Source organism: Bordetella sp. (assembly GCF_051960075.1).
Lineage (GTDB): Bacteria > Pseudomonadota > Gammaproteobacteria > Burkholderiales > Burkholderiaceae_B > Bordetella.
The window spans coordinates 49571-69622 of the sequence record NZ_JBQCER010000011.1 but is presented as its reverse complement, the minus strand read 5'-3'; the positions used below and the strand labels follow the sequence as shown (position 1 = coordinate 69622).

Below are 20052 nucleotides of genomic sequence, written 5' to 3'. Positions count from 1 at the left end.
TAAAAGTACAGAGATAGATACAAATTACGGACACGGTAGCTGGCTTGCGATCGAACTTAATGTAATACTTTAAGTATCGAGGTTAAGCAGGAGTTCCCACCATGTCCGTCCGTACTTTTTCCCGGCTGAGTCTTGTCGTTCTGCTGGCGGCATCCATGTCGGGCTGCGCCACCTGGAACAACATGAGCCCCAACGCCCGAGCCACCCTGGGCGGCGCCGCCATCGGCGCCGTTGCCGGCGCCGTCATCTTCGGCGGCGCGGTCGCCACGGTAGGTAGCGCCGCGGTCGGCGGCCTGGTCGGCGACCTGCTCACCCACTGAAACGGTAGGGTTCAAACAACAACGCCCGAGGCGCATGCCTCGGGCGTTGTGATTTTCAGGGCGACTCAATAGTGGATGCCGCCCGACACTTCGATTCGCTGTGCATTGATCCAGCGGTTCTCGTCGGCCAGCAGCATCGAGATGGCGCCGCCGATGTCATCCGGCAGGCCGACGCGGCCCAGCGGCGTCTGGGCTGCGATGGCAGCGTTCATCTGCCCGTTGTCGCGTACCGCGCCGCCGCCGAAATCGGTCTCGATGGCGCCCGGGGCCACCGTATTGACGGCGATGCCGCGCGGACCGAGTTCCAGGGCCAGATACCGGGTGAGCACTTCCACGCCGCCCTTCATGGAGGCGTAGGCCGCAAAACCCGGCAGCGAGAAGCGGGCCAGGCCGCTGGACAGATTGACGATGCGACCGCCGTCGGCGATGAGCGGCAGCAGGGCCTGGACGAGGAAGAACGGCCCCTTCAGATGCTGGCGCAGCATGGCGTCGAACTGCGCCTCGGTGGTGTCGGCCACGCTGGCGTTGACGCCGGAGCCTGCGTTGTTGACCAGGTAGTCGAAATTCTCGCGCTGCCAGTGCCGGGCCAGCGTCTCCTTGACCTGGTGAGCGAAGGCGGGGAAAGAGCCGGTCTCCTCCACGTTGAGCTGTAAGGCCACGGCGCGCGCGCCCAAAGCGGCGGCCTCGGCCACGACCTTGTCGGCCTCCGCCTTGTTGCTGTTGTAAGTGAAGACGGCGTCGATGCCGCGGCGGGCGGCATGGAGCAGGGTGCTTTTGCCGAGGCCGCGACTGGCGCCGGTGATGAGCAGAATCTTGCGAGACATGGAGGGCTCCTTGAGGGGATGCGCTCCGGACCGGAGCGCGATGGAGTGCATCTTAATTGGGTGATATAAAGCGATAAATCAGGTAAAAATGTTTTTTCTGTTCAAGAAAAAATAACAATAATCCTGCTGCGATGTCCCCGAAACCATGAATCACTACGACGCTATGCGGCTCTTCGTCCAGGCCGCGGAAACGGCCAGTTTCACACAGGCTGCCGGCATCCTGGGCGTGCCCAAAGCGTCGGTGTCGAACGCCGTCAAACAGTTGGAGACCAGGCTGGGTGCGCGCCTGTTCACGCGCACTACGCGGCGCGTGACGCTGACGCAGGAAGGCCGCATGTGCCTGGACCGCTGCAAGGACATCCTGGCCGACATGGACGAGCTGGACTCGCTGTTTTCCGCGGGCAAGACCGTTGGCGGCAAGCTGCGGGTGGACATGCCGCATGCGCTGGCCTGTGCGGCGGTCATCCCCAATCTGCCGGGCTTTCTCGCGCAGCACCCCGATCTGGAGCTGGACCTGTCGACCACCGACCGGGCGGTGGACCTGCTGCGCGAGGGCTTCGACTGTGTGCTGCGCGTCGGCGCGGTGCGCGACTCGTCGCTGATCGCCAGGCCACTGGGCGAGCTGCCGCAGATCAATTGCGCCAGCCCGCACTATCTCGAAAAATTCGGCGAACCGCGCACCCTGGACGATCTACGCGCGCATCGGCTGGTCATGTATGCCGCCGCGCCGGGCGCACGCGACCCGGGCTGGCAGTACTTCGACGGCGAGCGCTACGCGCACGTGCCGATGGGCGGGGTGCTGACGGTCAACGGCGTGGATGCCTACCAGGCGGCCTGCCTGGCCGGGCTGGGCATGATCCAGGTGCCCGCCTACGGCGTGTGCAATCACCTGGCTTCGGGGGCGTTGCGGGAAGTGATGTCCGAATGGCGGGCCGCGCCGCTGCCGGTGACGCTGCTCTATGCCGACCGGCGTCACGCGCCTCTGCGGCTGCGCGTATTCATGCAATGGCTGGCGGATCTGATCGGCCAGACTTATCCGGCCGCCGCGCGAGGCGCGCGGCGGCCGTGAGGGGCCGGCTCAGGCCTGCGGCATTTCGATCTTGACCTCGAGTACCTCGAGGTTGTCTTGCCGCTCGACGTTGACCTTGATGTCTTCGGGATTGATCTTGACGTATTTGGAGATCACCGCGATGAGCTCCTGCTGCAGCTGGGGCAGATAGTCCGGCGCGGCGCTTTGGCCCGCCGTGCGCTCGTGCGCCAGAATAATCTGCAGGCGCTCTTTCGCGACCGACGCGGTGTTCTTCTTCTGGCCGAACAGGCTGGACAGAGACAGAAAAGCCATGGGTCATTTCCCCCCGAAAAGGCGCTTGAGCAGTCCCGGCTTGTTGTAGTCGGTGAAGCGCAGGGAACGTTCTTCGCCCAGGTAGCGGGCGACCACGTCCTGGTAGGACTCGGCTACGTCGGTGCCTTTCAGGTGGATGGCGGGCACCCCCTGGTTGGACGCCTGCAGCACCGATTCGGACTCGGGAATCACACCGATGAGCTTGATGCGCAGGATGTCTTCGATGTCGGTGAGCGAGAGCATTTCGCCCTCGCTGACGCGCTTGGGGTTGTAGCGGGTGAGCAGCAGGTATTCCTTGACCGGCTCGACGCCGTCGATCGCGCGCTTGGACTTGGCGGCCAGGATGCCCAGGATGCGGTCGGAGTCGCGCACCGAGGAGACCTCGGGGTTGGTCACCACCAGCGCGTCGTCGGCGAAGTAGGCGGCCATGAGCGCGCCCGTCTCGATGCCGGCCGGCGAGTCGCAGACGATGTAATCGAAGCCCATTTCCTTGAGGTCGTCCATGACCTTGCCCACGCCCTCTTGGGTGAGAGCGTCTTTGTCGCGGGTTTGCGAGGCGGGCAGCACGAACAGGTTCTCGAGTTGCTTGTCCTTGATGAGGGCCTGCTTGAGCGAGGCCTCGCCCTGTATGACATTGACGAAGTCGTACACCACACGGCGTTCGCAGCCCATGATGAGGTCCAGATTGCGCAGGCCGACGTCGAAATCGATGACGGCGGTCTTGTGGCCGCGCATGGCCAGGCCGGAAGAGAAGCTGGCGCTGGTCGTGGTCTTGCCCACGCCGCCCTTGCCGGAAGTCACCACCACGATACGTGTCATGGCCGTTGGATCCTTTTTAATTATGAAATTCGATGATGAAAAACCGCGTTATCGTAAAGCAAAAAGCCCGCAGGGCTTTTTTCCAAATGTGTGACGGGCATACCTTCTGTTCGCCGGCGCAGCGCGAGGTATTGCCTCCTACTCGCCCAGCGCTTCGATCTTCAGCGTCTCGCCGAGCAGCGAGACCAGCGCGGGCTTGCCGTGCACCTGGGCATCGAGCCTGTCCTCGATCACGCGATAGACGCCGGCCACCGCCAGCAGTTCGGGATCGAGATGCGTGGTGAAAATGCGGGCCGAGGTGTCTCCGCGCGCGCCGGCCATGGCCTTGCCGCGCAGTGGTCCGTATACGTGCACATTGCCGTCGGCGATGACCTCGGCACCCTGGCTTACCATGCCTATCACGATCAGATCGGTGCTGCGCGCATAGATGCGCTGACCCGAACGCAGCGGGCGGTTGACGATCATGGCCGGGGTGGCGGCAGCGGGCGTCGCCGCCGCCTCGACGGCGAGTTCCAGCGCGGCCGGAGACTGTGCGGCGACGGGCGCGGCATCGGCTTCGGTCAGCTCGACTGCAGTCGTCTGAGCCGCGCTTGCAGGCGCGGCACGGTTCGTGGTGGACAGATCAACCGGCGCCAGACCCGCCGCGCGGGCAGCATCCAGATTGCCGCTTTCGGCCACCACGCCGATGGCCGGCAGGTTGTGGTTTTTGAGGGCGGCCAGCAGGCGCGGCCAGTCGACGGTTTCTTCGAGGCGGCTGGCGTCGATGACGACGGGCTCGTTTTCAAAAAAACCGCCGGCGTCTTTCATGCGCTGCGCCAGCGCTTCTTCAAGACGCTGCGGGTCGGCGCTGTGCAGCACCAGGCGTACCGCATAAAGCGTTGCGCTCTTGAAATCCAACGCGGGATCTTCGCTCATCACGCCCCCCACGAATCGCGCAGGGTGACGACGCGATTGAGCACTGGGGCTTCGGGCGTGGAGTCGATGCGGTCGGCCGTGAAATAGCCCAGGCGCTCGAACTGCCACGTGGCGCCGGGCGTGGCGACCGTGCCGGGTTCGAGCCAGGCCTGCACGGTCTGGCGCGAATTGGGGTTCAGGCAGGCGAGGAAGTCTTTGTCGCCGGCGTCGGGCGTGGCATCGGCGAAAAGGCGGTCGTACAGATGCACGGTGGCCGGCACGGCATGCGCCGCGCTGACCCAGGTGATGTTGCCCTTGACCTTGACGCTGTCGGCGCCGGGCGTGCCGCTGCGGGTTTCGGGCAGGTATTCGGCATGCACTTCGGTGATGTTGCCCGCGGCGTCCTTGGCGTAGCCGGTGCACTTGACCACATAGCCGTATTTCAGCCGCACCAGGTTGCCTGGGAAGAGGCGGAAGTACTTTTTGGGTGCTTCTTCGCGGAAGTCGTCGCGCTCGATCCAGAGTTCTCGCGCGAAGGGAAATTCGCGGTTGCCGGCTTCGGGCGCATGCGGATTGCGTGGAGCCTGGCACATCTCGAACCGGCCTTCGGGGTAGTTGGTGATGACCAGCTTGAGCGGGTCCAGCACCGCTACCGAGCGCGCCGCGACAGGATCGAGATCGTCGCGCGCGGCCTGCTCCAGCAGGCTGTAGTCGATACGCGAATCGGACTTGGTCACGGCGGTGCGGTCGCAGAACAGGCGGATGGCCGACGGCGTGTAGCCGCGCCGGCGCAGGCCGAAGAGGGTCGGCATGCGCGGATCATCCCAGCCGTCGACATGCCCTTCTTTGACCAGCTGCAGCAGCTTGCGCTTGCTGGTGACCACATAGGTCACGTTGAGCCGGGCGAATTCGTACTGGCGCGGCAGGGGCTGGTTCAGCTTGCCCATTTCGGCCAGGCGGGCCAGCAGCCAGTCGTAGAAGGGGCGCTGATCTTCGAATTCAAGCGTGCAGACGCTGTGCGTGATGCCTTCGAGCGCATCTTCGATGGGATGCGCGTAGGTGTACATGGGATAGATGCACCACGCGTCGCCCGTGCGGTGATGGTGGGCATGGCGCACGCGGTAGATGACCGGGTCGCGCAGATTGATGTTGGGCGATGCCATGTCGACCTTGGCGCGCAGCACCAGGCTGCCGTCGGGATGCTTGCCGTCGCGCATTTCGCGCAGCAAGGCCAGCGACTCCGCGGCGGGGCGGTCGCGCCAGGGCGAATTCACGCCCGGCTCGGTGAGCGTGCCGCGGTTGGCGCGGATCTCCTCGGGCGTCTGGGCATCGACGTAGGCGTGGCCTGCCTGAATCAGCGCTTCGGCGAATTCGTACATCCAGCCGAAGTAATCGCTGGCGTAATACTGGTTGTCGTTGCCGTCGGCCTTCCAGTCGAAACCCAGCCAGTGCACGGCCTCCGCGATGGCGTCGACGTACTCCTGATCTTCCTTCTCGGGGTTGGTGTCGTCGAAGCGCAGGTGGCAGACGCCGCCGTACTCGCCGGCCAGGCCGAAGTTCAGGCAGATGCTCTTGGCATGGCCCAGGTGCAGATAGCCGTTGGGTTCGGGCGGGAAGCGGGTGCGGATCCTGGCGGGGTCGGGCTGACCCAGGTTTTGCGCAGAGGCCGGGCCCGGACGGCCCGACCAGCGCTTGTCCCGGTAGCGTTGGGCTGCCAGGTCGGCCTCGATGATGGGGCGCAGATAGTTGCTGGCCGCGTGATTGACCGATGCATGGGCAGATGCGTTGTCGGATGCGCCGGGCGTCGATGCGCCGGGCGTCGGATTTGCTTCGCTGGGTTTGCCAGGATGGGTCATGCTTTTAGAAAAACGGCAACAAAGGGTCAATTTTGCCACGTCCGCGCCCCGAGGGCGGTGACAGATCGATCGGGGAATCGCGCAGTTGGGTCTTTCGCGCGACATAACAGGCTCTACACTAGCGCCCATCATGGATATGACCCCGCTCCTGCTGGCCGAGATCCAATTCCTCGCCAGCTTCAGTTTTCTGGCCCTGTTCATGGCCCTGGCCCTGGCATTGTCATGGATGCTGCTGTTTTTCAAGCTGCGCGTCCGGTTGACCGGCGACGCCGGCTGGACGGCGGCCTACCGGTTCTGGGTGCGCATATTCGCCCTGTGCTTTGCGCTGGCCCTGGCCGCCTGCCTGCCGGTTCTGGCCCAGTTGGGCAGTCTCTGGGGCGGTCTCATGGACAAGATAGGCAATGTGGCCGGGCCGCTTCTGGGCTACGCCGTGCTGTCGGTCTTCGTCCTCAAGTCGTGCTTTCTGGGCGTGATGCTGTTCGGCCAGCGCCGGGTGTCCGACACCGTCCATACCCTGTCCGTCTTCATGGTGGCCCTGGGCCTGCTTCTGGCCACGGCCTGGATGGCGGCGGTGCACTCGTGGATGCAGACGCCGGATGGCGTCGCCATGGTAGACGGGCGCTACCAGGTCTATGACTGGTTCCAGGTGATTTTCAATCCCTCCTTCGGCTGGAGTCTGTCGCTGACCGTGCTCGGCGCGGCGCTGGCGGCCTCATTCCTCATCATGGGCGTCACGGCGCTGCAGGCGCTGCGCCGCCCGCCCGGCGACGGCGAGCGCTGCGCCTTCAAGACGGCGTTGATCGTGGCCGTGCTGGCCTCCCTGCTGCAGGCCCTGGCGGCTTCGGGCATGGGCGACGTCATCAGCCGCTATCAGCCCGTCAAGGCCGCCACGCTGGCCGGCTATTGGCATAGCGGCGACGAGCCCGAACTGATCCTGTTGGGCTGGCCCGACGCCGCCACGCAAACCAACCGGGTCCTGCTGGCCATACACGATACAGGCGGCCGCTGGCTGGGCCACGACAGCAAGGGCTATCTGGGGCTGGACAAATTCACCGGCCCGCGCCCGCCGGTGGCGCTGTCCTTCTGGCTGCTGCGCGTTTCGGCGCTGCTGGCCCTGATGATGAGTGTCGCATCGGTGCTGACGTTGATGCGCACCCTCAGGCGGCGCATGGATCTGGCCGCCCTGGGACTGTTCTGGCGAAAAGTCCTGGTGGGCATGAGTTTCTCGGGCAGCCTGCTGGTGGTTCTGGGCTGGTGCGTGTCGCTGGTCGGGCTGCTGCCCTACGCGGTCAATCGCAGCATCAATCTGAGCGACGTGTTCAGCCAGGCGACGTCGAGCACCTTGCTGCTCAGCATCGCGGGCTATACCGCGCTGTACGTGGTGCTGATCGCAGCCTTTCTCGGCATGCTGCTGCACGCGGTGCGCTATGGCGTGGTGCCTGTGCGCAAGACGACAGGAGGCGCGGCATGATCGCGGAACTGGCTGCTTCGCAAGGGCTCGCGATCAGCGATCCCGCTTTCTGGATGCCGCTGGTCTTTCTGGCCATTCTGCTTCTGCTGCTCGCGGCGGGCCTGGTGTTCGACGGCTTCGACATCGGCGTGGGGCTGCTGCTGCAATTGGCGCCGGCGGAATCGCGGCCGCAGATGTTGTCCATGCTCAGTGCCTGGCGCGATGCCAACGAGTTCTGGCCGCTTCTGGGCGTGGGCCTGTTCTGCGCGGCCTTCCCTTTTGCCTGGGGGCAGGTGCTGGGCAACCTGTACGCGCCGCTGGCCTGCATGACCCTGGGCATGATGCTGCGCAGCGTTGCCTTCGAATTTCGCCTGCGCGCCAGCGCCAGGCACAAGCCGCGCTGGATGCTGGGCTTCTGGCTCGGGTCGCTGCTGGCGGCGCTGGGGCAGGGCGCTGCCCTGGGCCGCGTCGTGACCAGTTACCAGACAGATCCGGGCTATCTGGGTTTTTCGCTGTTTGTGGGTCTGTGCGCGGTGGCGGCCTATGCGCTTCTGGGCGCCTGCTGGCTGGTGATGCGGGTGGAAGGCGATCTGCAGCGCCGCGCGATCGCCTGGGCGCGCCACACGGTGCGCTGGACGGCGGTGGGCATGGTGGCGATCGCCGTGACGCTGGGTCTGGTCAACTCGGGCGTGTTCGCAAAATGGAGCGACGTGCAGCATCTGGGTATTTCGGCCACGATCTGGGTCGTGATGCTGATGTGCTTCGTCGGCATGGAAATCGCACTGGCCCGGCTGGCGTCCAAGTCCGACCAGCATCGCAGCTGGCTGCCCTTCACGCTGTGCGTGGGGCTTTATCTGCTGATGCTGAGCGGGTTGGCCTACAGCTTTTTCCCGTACCTGGTGCTGGACGATATGACGCTTTGGGACAGCGCAGGGTCGGTGGCCTCGATGCGCATGACCCTGGCCGGCGTGATCGTCGGCGTGCCGGTGGTGTTGGTGTTCAACGTGCTGGCCTACCGCACCGTGTTCGGCAAGGCGCGCGGTACTCTTTAAAAGAAGCGGCAAGCCCCGGGCGCTCAGCGGACCTGGCTGAGTATGTCCGCGCCGTAGGCCTCCAGCTTGCGTGCGCCCACGCCGCTGATGTGGCCAAGTTCGTCCAGCGAAGCCGGCCGCGCCAGGGCAATCTCGCGCAGCGTGGCGTCGTGAAAAATCACATAGGCCGGCACGCCGTGGCTCTTGGCCACTTCGCCGCGCCAGGCGCGCAACGTCTCGAACAGCGGCAGCGCTTCGGGCGGCAAGTCCGCCGCCGGCATCTTGGCGCGCGAGTTGCCGCGCGGCGCTTTTTCCTTTTTTTCGAGATCCCGGCGCAGCATGATTTTCTGCTCGCCCTTGAGCACGTTCCGGCTGGCCTCGGTCAGGCCGAAAGTGCCGTAGCCTTCGCCATCGACCATCAGCAAACCCTGCGCCAGCAACTGGCGCAGCACGCCGCGCCAGGTTTGCTCGGATAGATCCTGACCCACGCCGAACACGCTCAAGGATTCGTGATCGTGCTGCCTTGTGCGGTCTGTGCTCTTGCCGCGCAAGATGTCGATCAGGTGTCCCGCGCCGTAGCGCTGTCCGCGTTGCTGCAGGCGATACACCGCCGACAAGGCCTTCTGCGCTGCGACCGTGCCGTCCCAGGCCTGGGGCGGTTCCAGGCAGACGTCGCAATTGCCGCAGGCGGCGATCGTCTGACCGAAATAGGCCAGCAGGCGGACGCGTCGGCATTCCACCGTCTCGCACAGGCCCAGCATGGCATCCAGGTTCTGCCCCAGGCGGCGGCGAAACACCTCGTCGCCCGGCGATTCGTCGATCATGCGGCGCTGCTGCACCACGTCCTGCAAGCCGTAGGCCAGCCAGGCCGAAGCGGGCAGGCCGTCGCGCCCGGCCCGGCCGGTTTCCTGGTAGTAGCCTTCCACCGATTTGGGCAGGTCGATGTGCGCGACGAAGCGCACGTCCGGCTTGTCGATGCCCATGCCGAAAGCGATGGTGGCCACCATCACCACGCCGTCCTCGCGCAGAAAACGCGACTGATTGGCCGCGCGCACCGCGGCGCTCAGCCCGGCGTGATAGGGCAGGGCGTCGATACCGTGTTCACAGAGAAAATCCGCGGTTTCTTCAACCCGATTGCGCGACAGGCAATACACCACACCTGAATCGCCCTGATGCTCGCCGCGGATCAGCTCCAGCAGTTGCTTGCGCACCTCGTTCTTCTCGACGATGCGATAGCGGATATTGGGTCGATCGAAACTCGCCACGAAATGACGCGCCGCATCCAACGCCAGGCGCTGCGCGATTTCCGCCTGCGTCATGGCCGTGGCCGTCGCGGTGAGGGCGATGCGCGGCACTTCCGGCCAGCGCTCGTGCAGCATGGAAAGCTGCAGATACTCGGGCCGGAAATCATGCCCCCATTGCGACACGCAATGCGCTTCGTCGATGGCAAACAGCGCAATCCGGCCGCGTTCCAGCAGTTGCAGGCAGCGGTCGGTCATCAGGCGCTCGGGCGCCACGTAGAGCAGATCCAGTTCGCCGGTCAGGAAGGCACGCTCGACGTCCTTGACCTGTTGCCAATCCTGCGTGGAATTGAGAAAGGCTGCCCGCACGCCCAGTTCGGTCAGCGCATCGACCTGATCCTGCATCAGCGCGATGAGCGGCGACACCACCACACCGGTGCCTTCGCGCACCAGCGACGGGATCTGATAACAGAGCGATTTGCCGCCGCCGGTGGGCATGAGAACCAGGGCATCGCCGCCGCCGATCACGTGATCGACGATGGCCTGCTGTTCACCGCGGAAGGATTCGTAACCGAAGACGCGCCGCAGAACGTCCAGGGCGCGGGAGTCAGACATGAGGGAAGCGGGAGGAGTGCATGGGGGAAATTTTACGCATTTATCGATTGCGGGTTCTTTAGCCGCACCGGCGCTCTACGCCCGCGGCGCAGGTGCTCACAGCGTCTCAAAGTGCTGCGTTGTCGCCGTTTCTGCCGGCATCACCTCTGATGTAGTCCTGTGTCCAATGGGTATGCCCTGGGAGCGCCTAAGTGGCGGGGCAGTCCGCGTAGCGGACTTTGGCCGCCTAAGGCGGCGGCCAAACCCGGCACTTCGAAGCGAGCAGGGCATACCCATTGGACACAGGACGGGTTAAGAAAGAAAGGAACAAAAACCTCAAGAAAAATGACAATTCCAAGAACCCGATGACAGGTTGATAATTCAAGCCCGTTTCCGAAGACGGTAATATTTTCAATACATTACCCGCCCCCTTGCGCCTATCAAGCCCAGGCGCGACTATTCGGTCCATGGAATCGACTCACACCAAACTGCTAGTCGTCGACGACGACCCCGCCCTGCGCCAGCTGCTGGCCGACTATCTCAATCGGCACGGCTACGACACGCTGCTGGCCCCCGACGCCAGCGACCTGCCGGCGCGCATCGCCCGCTATTCGCCCGATCTGCTGGTCCTGGATCGCATGCTGCCCGGCGGTGACGGCGCCGATGCCTGCCGCCGCCTGCGCGAGCAAGGCGAGGACATTCCCGTCATCCTGCTCACCGCGCGCGACGAAGCCGTCGATCGCATCATCGGCCTGGAGGCGGGCGCCGACGATTACCTGGGCAAGCCTTTCGATCCGCGCGAACTGCTGGCGCGCATCGAGGCCGTTCTGCGCCGCAAGCGCGGCCCCTCGGCGCTCACCAAAGATGCGCCTGTGCCTTTCGGCCCCTTCGTGTTCGACCCGGCCACGCGCCAGCTCACGCGCGACGACACGCTGGTCAAACTCACCGGGGGCGAAATCAACCTGCTCGAAGCCTTGGTCAAGAACGCCGGCAAGCCCCTGTCGCGCGAGCGCCTGCTGTCACTGGCGCGCGACGACGATGGCGAGCGCAACGATCGTGCCATCGATATCGCCATCCTGCGGCTGAGGCGCGCCATCGAAGACGACCCCAAGCAACCGCGCTGGATCCAGACCGTCTGGGGCATCGGCTATCGGTTCTCTCCCTGATGGGTTTTCTGCGTTTTCTGGTGCCGCGGTCGCTGCGCGCACGCCTCATCCTGCTGGTTCTGGGCTCGGCGCTGCTGGCCCAGGCGGCAACGCTGGCCACGGTCACGTATCTGCGTAATCAGTTTCTGGACAAAGTGGCCATCGAGTACGTGGCCACCACCATTCGCACCTTGCGCGCCGCCCTGGCGCAGATTCCCGCCGAAGACCGATCCAGTTTCGTGCGCGTGGCCTCGCAGGGCCAATGGCACCTGTGGTCGCGTCTGCTTCCGCCGGAAGCCCGTCTGCAGCGGCGCCCCGATCGCCGCTGGCACGACCACGAGCCGCCGCCGCTGCCGCCCGAATACGACGGCATCCGCGATGCCATGCGCGGTCCTCTGCTCATGCTCAATCAGCGGCTCAACGACGGCACGCGGGTGGCCCTGTCGCGCGGCCCGCGACCCGAGGTCTTCATTTCGCTGGCGCCCGATCCCACCTTCGAGGACATGCCGCAGCTGCACGAGTGGCTGGTCATCCCCATCGAACGCCTGACGCCCGCGTTCTCCACCTCCCTCCTGGCCATCTGGCTGGGCGGCATGGGGCTGGTGCTGATCCTGTCAGTGGGGTTTTCCTGGCACATTACCCGGCCCATGACACGCCTGGCCGAGGCCGCCGACCATCTGGCCGCCGGTCAGCCGCAGCGCGTCGAGCCAGCCGGCCCGCGCGAGATCCGCGTGGTGGGTGAACGCTTCAACGCCATGCTCGATGCCCTGGCCGAATCCGATTCCGTGCGCCGTACCCTGCTGTCAGGCCTGCCGCACGACCTCAAGGGCCCCTTGTCGCGCATGTGGCTGCGCATCGAAATGGCCGAGGATTCATCCATCAAAGAGGGGCTGCGCAAAGACTTGCAGGACATGCAGTACATGGTCGACCAGTTCATCGGCTTCGTGCGCGGCACCGACCCGGCCGGCTACAACTACGCGCCGCTCTCCGTGCCCGAGTGGCTGGCCGAGCGCGTGCATGCCTGGAGCGACGCCGGCACCGACATCACGCTGGAAGCGCCCGACGATGCCAATATGATCATCAACGGCGACGCCGTGGCCTTGGGACGCCTGCTCGACAATCTCGTCGGCAATGCCTTGCATCATGGCGCCACGCCCATCAATGTGGTTCTGCGCCAGGAAGGCAACGCGGCCGTGCTGGACGTGTCCGATCACGGCCCGGGCATCGAACCCGAACGCCGCCAGGAAGCGCTGCGTCCCTTCGCCCGGCTGGATGGCGCACGTACGCGTTCGGGCAATGTGGGTCTGGGCCTGGCCTTGGCCGAGGCCATTGCGCTGGCGCATCACGGCAAGCTGGAACTGCTCGACGCCGACGGTGGCGGCCTGCTGGTGCGGATCAGGCTGCCTATTCCGGCGTCGGTCTAAAACTCAAACGCCGGCGCCCGAAAGACAAATCAGAAAATCAAAACAGATCGCGGCTATCGCCGCCATCTCCGTTGCCTCGTCCCGCCGGCGGCGTAAGCCCCAGATGGCGCCAGGTCGTCTGCGTGGCCATGCGCCCGCGCGGCGTCCGCTGCAGATAGCCGTGCTGGATCAAATAGGGCTCGATCACATCTTCGATGGTGTCGCGTTCTTCGCCGATGGCTGCGGCCAGGCTTTCCACGCCCACCGGACCGCCGTCGAACCTGTGCACCACCGCTTCGAGCAGCTTGCGGTCCATCAGATCCAGGCCCTGCGGATCGACCTCCAGCATGGCTAGCGCGCGGCCGGCCACGTCGGCGTCGATGATTCCGCTGGCCTTTACCTCGGCGTAGTCGCGCACGCGGCGCAGCAGGCGATTGGCGATGCGCGGCGTACCGCGCGAACGGCGCGCCACTTCCTGCGCGCCTTCGGGCGTGATCGTTGCATTGAGCAGGCCCGCGCTGCGTGTGACGATGCGCGAGAGCTCTTCGGCGGTGTAGAACTCGAGCCGCGAGACGATGCCGAAGCGGTCGCGCAGCGGATTGGTGAGCATGCCGGCGCGCGTCGTGGCGCCCACCAGCGTGAAGGGCTGCAGATCGAGCTTGACGCTGCGGGCAGCCGGGCCTTCGCCGATGAGAATGTCGATCTGAAAGTCTTCGAGCGCGGGATAGAGGATTTCTTCGACGACTGGAGAGAGCCGATGGATCTCGTCGATGAAGAGCACATCGTTGCGTTCGAGGTTGGTCAGCAGCGCGGCCAGATCGCCTGGGCGCTCAAGCACGGGGCCCGAGGTCTGGCGCAGTTGCACGCCCATCTCGTGGGCGATGATGTGGGCCAGCGTGGTCTTGCCCAGGCCGGGCGGGCCGAAGAGCAGCACGTGGTCGAGCGACTCGCTGCGCTGGCGCGCCGCGGCGATGAAGATTTCCAGTTGCTCGCGCGCCCGGGATTGTCCGACGTATTCCTGCAGCGCCTTCGGGCGCAGAGCCCGCTCGATGGATTCCTCGTTGGGCGAAACGGGCTGCGGCGCGACCAGGCGCGCGGGTTCGGGCAGAGAGCTGAGCGAGTCGTTCTGGATGGCCATGGCGCATCGTACCGCACCCTTGCGCGCCTGGATTTTGTCGGCGATGTCGTCCGCGGTTTGCGCAGGGCGTGGGCATGCGGATCCCGGCCCGGAACCGCAGCAAGACGTCGCACCCCGACGCAACAAGGGCGGCCAGATGCGCCACGCCATAGATAAACGCGAGGCGGTAGCCACGGGGCAATCAGGTAGGCTCGAAAATCGCTGCCATGCCATTTTCGAGGAACCTTCCATGTCGTTCCCCGCGTTGCCCAGCTATGCCGATGTCGAAGCCGCTGCCTGCCGGTGCGCGGGTGGGCGTGGTCCTGAGCGGCGGCAACGTAGACCTGGCTGCTTACGGCATGCTGCTTGCGGGCTGATTGTCCGCCGGACTTGACCCGGCAGTTCTGCGGCCTCTGCTTATAAGGCCGTAGTCAGCGCGCCAGCGCCTTGAGGGCCAGCTTGATCCCATCCGACACGCCCACCCCTTCGGGCAACTGCTTGAGCGCGGCCGCGGATTCCCTGTCGGAATAGCCCAGGGCGAGCAAGGCGTTGAGAATGTCGGTCTGGTTGTCGGGCACGGCGTGGGCGACGGCGCCGATGTCGGCGCCCAGCTTGCCGCGCAGTTCCAGCAGCAGGCGCTCGGCGGTCTTCTTGCCGATGCCGGGCACGCGCGTGAGCCGCCCGGATTCCTGCAGCGTGACGGCCTGGGCCAGCTCGGCCACCGACATGCCCGAGAGCACCGCCAGCGCGATGCGCGCGCCGATGCCGGTGACCTTGATCAATTGCCGGAAGGCGCCGCGCTCGCCGGCGCTGGCGAAGCCGAACAGCAAATGCGCATCTTCCCGAACAACCAGATGGGTGTAGAGCGTCACCTTCGCGCCGTTCTCGGGCAGGGTGTAGAGCGTGCTCATGGGCACGTCGATTTCATAGCCCACGCCGCCGACGTCCACGCAGACGGTGGGTGGGGCCTTTTCGAGCAGGGTTCCGGTGATGCGTCCGATCATGCGGCGAGATTCTACGCTGACCCGGCGATTCGGTCGTATGCCTAGCCGCGCAGCCGCCCGGCCCGTACGCGGGCGCGCGAACTGGGCGAGCCTTGCGCCTGAGTCAGCCGCTGCTGCATGGGCGCCACGTGAGCGTGGCAAATGGCGCAGGCCAGGGCGTCCGCCGAGTCGGGGGCGGGCGTGCCGTTCAGGGACAGCAGGCGCTGCACCATCATCTGCACCTGCTCTTTGGCCGCGCGGCCGGTGCCCACCACGGCTTTCTTGATCTGCAGGGCGGTGTATTCATGCACGTCGAGCCGGCTGTCGGCCAACGCGCACAGGGCGGCGCCGCGCGCCTGGCCCAGCAGCAGCGTGGAAGCCGGATTGGTGTTGAGAAAGACAATCTCGAGTGCGGCCACGTCGGGCTGCGTCTCGCGGGCGACCTGGCGCAGATTGTCCAGGATCACCTTGAGCCGCTCGGGCAACGGCAGTTCGGGCGGAACCACGATGGTTCCGCTGGACACGTAGCGCAGCCGCATGCCTTCGGCGTCGATGACGCCGAAGCCGGTGCGGCGCAGGCCGGGATCGATGCCGAGCACCCTCATGCGCGTGTCGGGCCGCGGGGCATCGTAGTCCGGCGCCGGCGGGCGTTCAATGGCGGAAGTGGCGGGTGCCCGTGAGCACCATGGCGATGCCGCGCTCTTCGGCCGCGGCGATCACCTCGTCGTCGCGTACGCTGCCGCCGGGCTGGATCACGCAGGTCGCGCCCGCGTCCACGATCACGTCCAGGCCGTCGCGGAAGGGGAAGAAGGCGTCGGACGCCGCGGCCGAGCCCTGCAGCGACAGCCCCGCATTGGCGGCCTTGATCGAGGCGATGCGCGCCGAGTCGATGCGGCTCATCTGTCCCGCGCCCACGCCCAGCGTGAGGCCGTTGCCGGCGAAGACGATGGCGTTGGACTTGACGAACTTGGCTACCTTCCAGGCGAACAGCAGATTGTTCATCTCGTTCTCGGTGGGCTTGCGCGAGGTGACGACCTTGAATTGGGCGAACGGGGGGTCGTAGAAGTCGGGCGTCTGCACCAGCCAGCCGCCGCCCACGCGCTTGACGTCGTAGGGGTTCTGGCCGTCGCCCAGCGGCACGATCAGCACGCGCACGTTCTTCTTGGCGGCCAGCAGCGCCAGCGCGTCGTCGTCGTAGGCGGGCGCCAGCAGCACTTCCATGAACTGCTTGCTCACGGCCTCGGCCGTGGCCAGTTCGACATTGCGGTTGAATGCGATTATGCCGCCGAAGTCGGACGTGGGATCTGTCTTGAACGCCTGGCGGTAGGCCGTGTAGGCGTCGGCCGCCACGGCCACGCCGCAGGGGTTGGCGTGCTTGATGATGACGCAGGCCGGAAGCTGGAAGCTGCGTACGCATTCCCACGCGGCGTCGGCGTCGGCGATGTTGTTGTAAGAAAGCTCTTTGCCCTGCAGTTGCGCATAGCCGGCCAGCAGGCCCACGGGGCGCTGCGGATCGACATAGAAGGCCGCGGTCTGATGCGGATTCTCGCCATAGCGCAGGGTCTGTTCGCGCTGGATCTGCAAGGTGAGCACACCGGGATATTCGGTGCGCTCGGGGGCAGCGTTCTGCTCGGGCGTCGGGTCTTTCAGGCTGCTCAGGTAGGCGGCGATGGCGCCGTCGTAGGAGGCCGTATGGGCGTAGACCTTGCCGGCCAGTTCCAGGCGCAGCGAATAGGAGGTGCCGTCGTTCTCGTCGATCTCGTCCAGCACGCGGGCATAGTCGCAGGGGTCGATCACGACCGTGACGCCGCCCACCTCGGTGCCGTGGTTCTTGGCCGCGGCGCGCAGCATGGCCGGGCCGCCGATGTCGATGTTCTCGACGGCATCGGCGAAGGTGCAGTCCGGCTTGATGATGGTTTCGCGGAACGGATAGAGATTGACCACCAGCAGGTCGATGCGGTCGATGCCGTGTTCGGCGATGGTCTTGAGGTGCTCGTCGCTGTCACGGCGTGCAAGCAAGCCGCCGTGGATCTTGGGATGCAGAGTCTTGACGCGGCCATCCAGGATCTCCGGCGAGCCGGTGTGCGCGGCCACTTCGGTCACGGGCAAGCCGGCCTGGGCCAGCAGCTTGGCGGTTCCGCCGGTGGACAGCAGGCGTACGCCGCGCAGGTGCAGTGCCTGGGCGAATTCGACGATGCCGGTCTTGTCGGACACCGAGAGAAGGGCGGTTTCGATTTTCATGGGAAAGGAAGGCTCAGGGCTGGAGGTTATGCGCCAGCAATTTCTTGCGCAGGGTGTTGCGGGTGATGCCGAGCATTTCGGAGGCGCGCGACTGATTGCCGCCGGCGCGTTCCATGGCGACTTCGAGAACGGGCCGCTCGACGCAATGCATCACCATATCCCACATATCGTGAGGGGCGGAGCCGTCGAGATCTTCGAAATAGCGCGCCAGGCTGGCGCGCACGCATTCTTCCAGGGCAGTTTGCTTGCTCATTGTTATGGATTGCAGATCGTTTTTATGGGTAATGGCCGGCGGCACTGTCATGCCGCCATGCGCTGCGGTTCGTCGCCGTCTTGCGCCAGCTGGCCGAACCACCGCGCCACGGCTTGCGCCTGGTCGGCGGTGCTGTCGATCAGGTTCATGCGCGAGCGGAAGTCGTCCGCGCCGGGCAGCCCTTCGATGTACCAGCCGATATGCTTGCGCGCCGTGCGTACGCCGGTGTGCTCGCCGTAGAAGCAGTAGTGGTCGTCCAGATGTTCCAGCAACAGGTCGCGCATCTCGGCGTGCGAGGGTGCAGCAAGTTTGGTGCCGGTGCGCAAATAATGATCGATTTCGCGGAATATCCAGGGCCTGCCCTGGGCCGCGCGGCCGATCATCACGGCGTCGGCGCCAGTGTAATCCAGGACGGCGCGCGCCTTTTCGGGCGAGTCGATGTCGCCATTGGCGACAACGGGAATGTCGAGCTCGGCCTTGACCGCACGGATGGTCTCGTATTCGGCTTCGCCCGTGTAGAGATCGGCGCGGGTGCGTCCATGCAGTGTGAGCGCTGCAATGCCGGCGTCCTGCGCCATGTGCGCGATGCGCAGGGCGTTCCTGTGCTCGCGGTCCCAGCCGGTCCGGGTCTTGAGCGTCACGGGTACGCCCAGCGGCGCGCAGGCCGACACGACGGCCTCCAGGATGCGCTGAACCAGGTCTTCCTGACGCAACAGCGCGGAGCCGCTGGCGACGTTGCACACCTTTTTGACGGGGCAACCCATGTTGATGTCGATGATGCGGGCGCCGCGCCCGGCGTTGAACGCCGCGGCCTCGGCCATCATGGCCGGGTCGGCGCCTGCGATCTGCACCGAGACGGGCGCGATCTCGCCGTCGTGGTTCAGGCGGCGGGAGGTCTTGACGCTGTCCCAGAGCCTGGGGTTGCTGGCGGCCATCTCGGACACGGCGTAGCCCGCGCCCAGGCGCTTGCAGAGCTGGCGGAAGGGGCGATCGGTGACGCCGGCCATGGGCGCGACGAGCACGTTGTTCGGGAGGGTCCAGGGGCCGATTTGCATGATTGGTCAGATTTTAACCAACTCGTCGGGTTGGAGTTTTGAGCGGCGGTCGAACCCGGCACTTCGAAGCGGACAGGGCAAGCCCAACGCACAAAGAACGGACTTAAGAACCAATCAGCGGAGCCAGGGCCGCTTCAATTCCGCAGTCCTTGCAGAAAATGCCGGGCTACAGGCGAGCGTATCGACGCGGAGAGATCCAGGCCCAGCAGCGCCAGGCCGCAAGCATGTTCGACCGCGGCGAACCCTGTGGCAAAAGCGCGCGGCATGATGTCGGTGATGCCCGCGGTGACCAGGCGGTCGGGCAGCCGAGTGCGCGCGAAATCGGCGAGCAGCGCGGCGGGGCTGCCGTCTTGTGCGCCGGCAAGCCAGGAACTCAAAGCGTGAGCCAACTGCGCGGCATCGCGCAAACCCAGATTCAAGCCCTGGCCCGCGACGGGATGCAGGGTTTGGGCGGCGTTGCCGATGGTGGCGACGCGCCCTTGGGCCTGGGCATGGCGGGCTTTCAGGTGCAAAGGAAAGACCTGGCGCGCAGCCGTGCTGCGCAGGCGGCCCAGGCGTGTGCCGAAGGCCTCGGTGAGGGCGGCGGAGAATGTGTCGTCGTCGGCCTGGGCGACCGCGGCGGCATGCGAGGGTTCGCAGCACCAGACCACGGCATAGTCGCCCTGTATTTGCGGATGGGGCAGCAGCGCCAGCGGGCCTTCGCGAGTGAAGCGCTCCCACGCCCAGCCGGGTTGGGCCAGCGTGGCGCGGGTGCGGGTCAGAATGGCATGTTGGCGGTAGTCGCGCCGCACGTCCTGGCCGCCCGCGCCGTCGCAGCGCACGGCGACGGCGCAGCGCAGCGTCGTATCGCCCTGCCTGACGTGCACGGCATCCGCGTCCTGGGCGTCGACGATAGCGGGCGGGCCGGACAGCAGGGTGACGCCGCTGGCCGCAATGCGCTCCTGCAAGCGGGCATGCAGGTCGGCGTAGGAGACGGTGTTGCCCAGGGCCGGCACACCGAAATCCTCGCGGGCGATGACGGTGCGGCCCAGGCGGCCGCGCTGAGAAATATGGATGTGATCGATGGCGGCCGAGCGCACGGGCCAGGCCTGCAGGCTTTCGAGCAGTACGCGGCTGCCGTGGTTGACGGCGATGATGCGCGGGTCGTCGGCCGGAGCGGGTTGGGCCGCGCCGGCTTGTTTCGCTCCGGGTTGGCCCGCACCGCCGTCGCCCGCGAGCAGCGCGATGCGCGCGGGATCGCGCGCCAGGCGCGCCAGCAGCAGCGTCAGCGCCTGGCCCACGGGGCCGGCGCCGAGGATGGCAATGTCGTATTCAACGGTAGGCATAGCGGGATTTTATCGGGCTGGGCGGGTTGTGCCGGGATATCCGGCCCATAGCCTGCTCTGCGCCTGAGCGCGTCGAATACGGATACAACATTTTGACGGCGGTTTCGATGCTGCAATCCGCCTACAGTACAGTGCCGCTCGACATTGGCTAAGCTTGCG

The 20052-nt window shown here is 65.8% G+C and carries 19 protein-coding genes; 6 read left to right on the top strand and 13 right to left on the bottom strand.

The features are described 5' to 3' along the window. The first annotated feature begins 101 nt into the window (after nucleotides 1–101). Complete coding sequence (locus tag ACTHJ1_RS01450) at nucleotides 102–320, top strand: hypothetical protein (protein ID WP_440186677.1); 219 nt, start codon at nucleotides 102–104, stop codon at nucleotides 318–320. A gap of 65 nt (nucleotides 321–385) precedes the next feature. On the opposite strand, the gene ACTHJ1_RS01445 is transcribed toward ACTHJ1_RS01450, so the two are convergent. Further along, nucleotides 386–1144, bottom strand: a complete 759-nt coding sequence (locus tag ACTHJ1_RS01445; protein WP_440186675.1) for an SDR family NAD(P)-dependent oxidoreductase — start codon at nucleotides 1142–1144, stop codon at nucleotides 386–388. 145 nt (nucleotides 1145–1289) lie between these two features. Between ACTHJ1_RS01445 and ACTHJ1_RS01440 the strand changes: the two genes are divergently transcribed. Beyond that, nucleotides 1290–2213: a LysR family transcriptional regulator gene (locus ACTHJ1_RS01440; RefSeq protein WP_440186673.1), complete on the top strand. Its 924-nt coding sequence runs from the start codon at nucleotides 1290–1292 to the stop codon at nucleotides 2211–2213. A 9-nt stretch (nucleotides 2214–2222) separates the two neighbouring features. Here ACTHJ1_RS01440 and minE read toward each other — a convergent pair whose 3' ends face one another. The 4 genes from minE to ACTHJ1_RS01420 all read right to left on the bottom strand — a co-directional run bounded on the left by minE (nucleotide 2223) and on the right by ACTHJ1_RS01420 (nucleotide 6055). After that, entirely contained in the window at nucleotides 2223–2486 is a 264-nt protein-coding gene (gene minE, locus ACTHJ1_RS01435; RefSeq protein ID WP_440186671.1) for a cell division topological specificity factor MinE, read from the bottom strand. 3 nt (nucleotides 2487–2489) lie between these two features. Continuing rightward, nucleotides 2490–3305: a septum site-determining protein MinD gene (minD, locus tag ACTHJ1_RS01430; protein ID WP_440186669.1), complete on the bottom strand. Its 816-nt coding sequence runs from the start codon at nucleotides 3303–3305 to the stop codon at nucleotides 2490–2492. A 138-nt stretch (nucleotides 3306–3443) separates the two neighbouring features. Continuing rightward, nucleotides 3444–4220 carry a septum site-determining protein MinC gene (minC, locus tag ACTHJ1_RS01425; protein ID WP_440186667.1) on the bottom strand — a complete coding sequence of 259 codons (777 nt, stop codon included), beginning with the start codon at nucleotides 4218–4220 and terminating at the stop codon, nucleotides 3444–3446. Continuing rightward, nucleotides 4220–6055, bottom strand: coding sequence for a glutamine--tRNA ligase/YqeY domain fusion protein (locus tag ACTHJ1_RS01420; RefSeq protein WP_440186665.1), 1836 nt, complete (start codon nucleotides 6053–6055; stop codon nucleotides 4220–4222). Before ACTHJ1_RS01420 ends, minC begins: the two co-directional genes overlap by 1 nt. 130 nt (nucleotides 6056–6185) lie before the next feature. Between ACTHJ1_RS01420 and ACTHJ1_RS01415 the strand changes: the two genes are divergently transcribed. After that, nucleotides 6186–7526, top strand: coding sequence for a cytochrome ubiquinol oxidase subunit I (locus ACTHJ1_RS01415; protein WP_440186663.1), 1341 nt, complete (start codon nucleotides 6186–6188; stop codon nucleotides 7524–7526). Continuing rightward, nucleotides 7523–8557 carry a cytochrome d ubiquinol oxidase subunit II gene (locus ACTHJ1_RS01410; protein ID WP_440186661.1) on the top strand — a complete coding sequence of 345 codons (1035 nt, stop codon included), beginning with the start codon at nucleotides 7523–7525 and terminating at the stop codon, nucleotides 8555–8557. The genes ACTHJ1_RS01415 and ACTHJ1_RS01410 overlap by 4 nt, the downstream gene beginning before the upstream one ends. A 23-nt stretch (nucleotides 8558–8580) precedes the next feature. Here ACTHJ1_RS01410 and recQ read toward each other — a convergent pair whose 3' ends face one another. After that, nucleotides 8581–10392, bottom strand: coding sequence for a DNA helicase RecQ (gene recQ / locus ACTHJ1_RS01405; protein ID WP_440186659.1), 1812 nt, complete (start codon nucleotides 10390–10392; stop codon nucleotides 8581–8583). A gap of 446 nt (nucleotides 10393–10838) precedes the next feature. On the opposite strand from recQ, the gene ACTHJ1_RS01400 reads away from it, so the two are divergent. Both ACTHJ1_RS01400 and ACTHJ1_RS01395 read left to right on the top strand, forming a co-directional pair. Continuing rightward, the gene (locus tag ACTHJ1_RS01400) at nucleotides 10839–11537 is read left to right on the top strand and encodes a response regulator (protein ID WP_440186657.1); all 699 of its coding nucleotides are present in this window, start codon (nucleotides 10839–10841) and stop codon (nucleotides 11535–11537) included. Then, nucleotides 11537–12940, top strand: coding sequence for an ATP-binding protein (locus ACTHJ1_RS01395; RefSeq protein ID WP_440186655.1), 1404 nt, complete (start codon nucleotides 11537–11539; stop codon nucleotides 12938–12940). Before ACTHJ1_RS01400 ends, ACTHJ1_RS01395 begins: the two co-directional genes overlap by 1 nt. Nucleotides 12941–12977: 37 nt before the next feature. On the opposite strand, the gene ruvB is transcribed toward ACTHJ1_RS01395, so the two are convergent. From ruvB to ACTHJ1_RS01360, 7 genes are all read right to left on the bottom strand, one after another. Then, nucleotides 12978–14057: a Holliday junction branch migration DNA helicase RuvB gene (gene ruvB, locus ACTHJ1_RS01390; protein WP_440186653.1), complete on the bottom strand. Its 1080-nt coding sequence runs from the start codon at nucleotides 14055–14057 to the stop codon at nucleotides 12978–12980. 410 nt (nucleotides 14058–14467) lie between these two features. Further along, nucleotides 14468–15040 carry a Holliday junction branch migration protein RuvA gene (gene ruvA, locus ACTHJ1_RS01385; protein ID WP_440186651.1) on the bottom strand — a complete coding sequence of 191 codons (573 nt, stop codon included), beginning with the start codon at nucleotides 15038–15040 and terminating at the stop codon, nucleotides 14468–14470. 41 nt (nucleotides 15041–15081) lie between these two features. Next, on the bottom strand, nucleotides 15082–15624 hold the full coding sequence (gene ruvC, locus ACTHJ1_RS01380; RefSeq protein ID WP_440186649.1) for a crossover junction endodeoxyribonuclease RuvC: 543 nt from the start codon (nucleotides 15622–15624) through the stop codon (nucleotides 15082–15084). Between the two features lie 46 nt (nucleotides 15625–15670). Further along, nucleotides 15671–17260: a bifunctional phosphoribosylaminoimidazolecarboxamide formyltransferase/IMP cyclohydrolase gene (gene purH / locus ACTHJ1_RS01375; protein WP_440186647.1), complete on the bottom strand. Its 1590-nt coding sequence runs from the start codon at nucleotides 17258–17260 to the stop codon at nucleotides 15671–15673. Between the two features lie 13 nt (nucleotides 17261–17273). Then, nucleotides 17274–17513: a helix-turn-helix domain-containing protein gene (locus tag ACTHJ1_RS01370; protein WP_440186645.1), complete on the bottom strand. Its 240-nt coding sequence runs from the start codon at nucleotides 17511–17513 to the stop codon at nucleotides 17274–17276. Between the two features lie 47 nt (nucleotides 17514–17560). Continuing rightward, nucleotides 17561–18568, bottom strand: coding sequence for a tRNA dihydrouridine synthase DusB (gene dusB / locus ACTHJ1_RS01365; RefSeq protein WP_440186643.1), 1008 nt, complete (start codon nucleotides 18566–18568; stop codon nucleotides 17561–17563). 134 nt (nucleotides 18569–18702) lie between these two features. After that, nucleotides 18703–19893, bottom strand: a complete 1191-nt coding sequence (locus ACTHJ1_RS01360; protein ID WP_440186641.1) for a UbiH/UbiF/VisC/COQ6 family ubiquinone biosynthesis hydroxylase — start codon at nucleotides 19891–19893, stop codon at nucleotides 18703–18705. Nucleotides 19894–20052 lie beyond the last annotated feature (159 nt).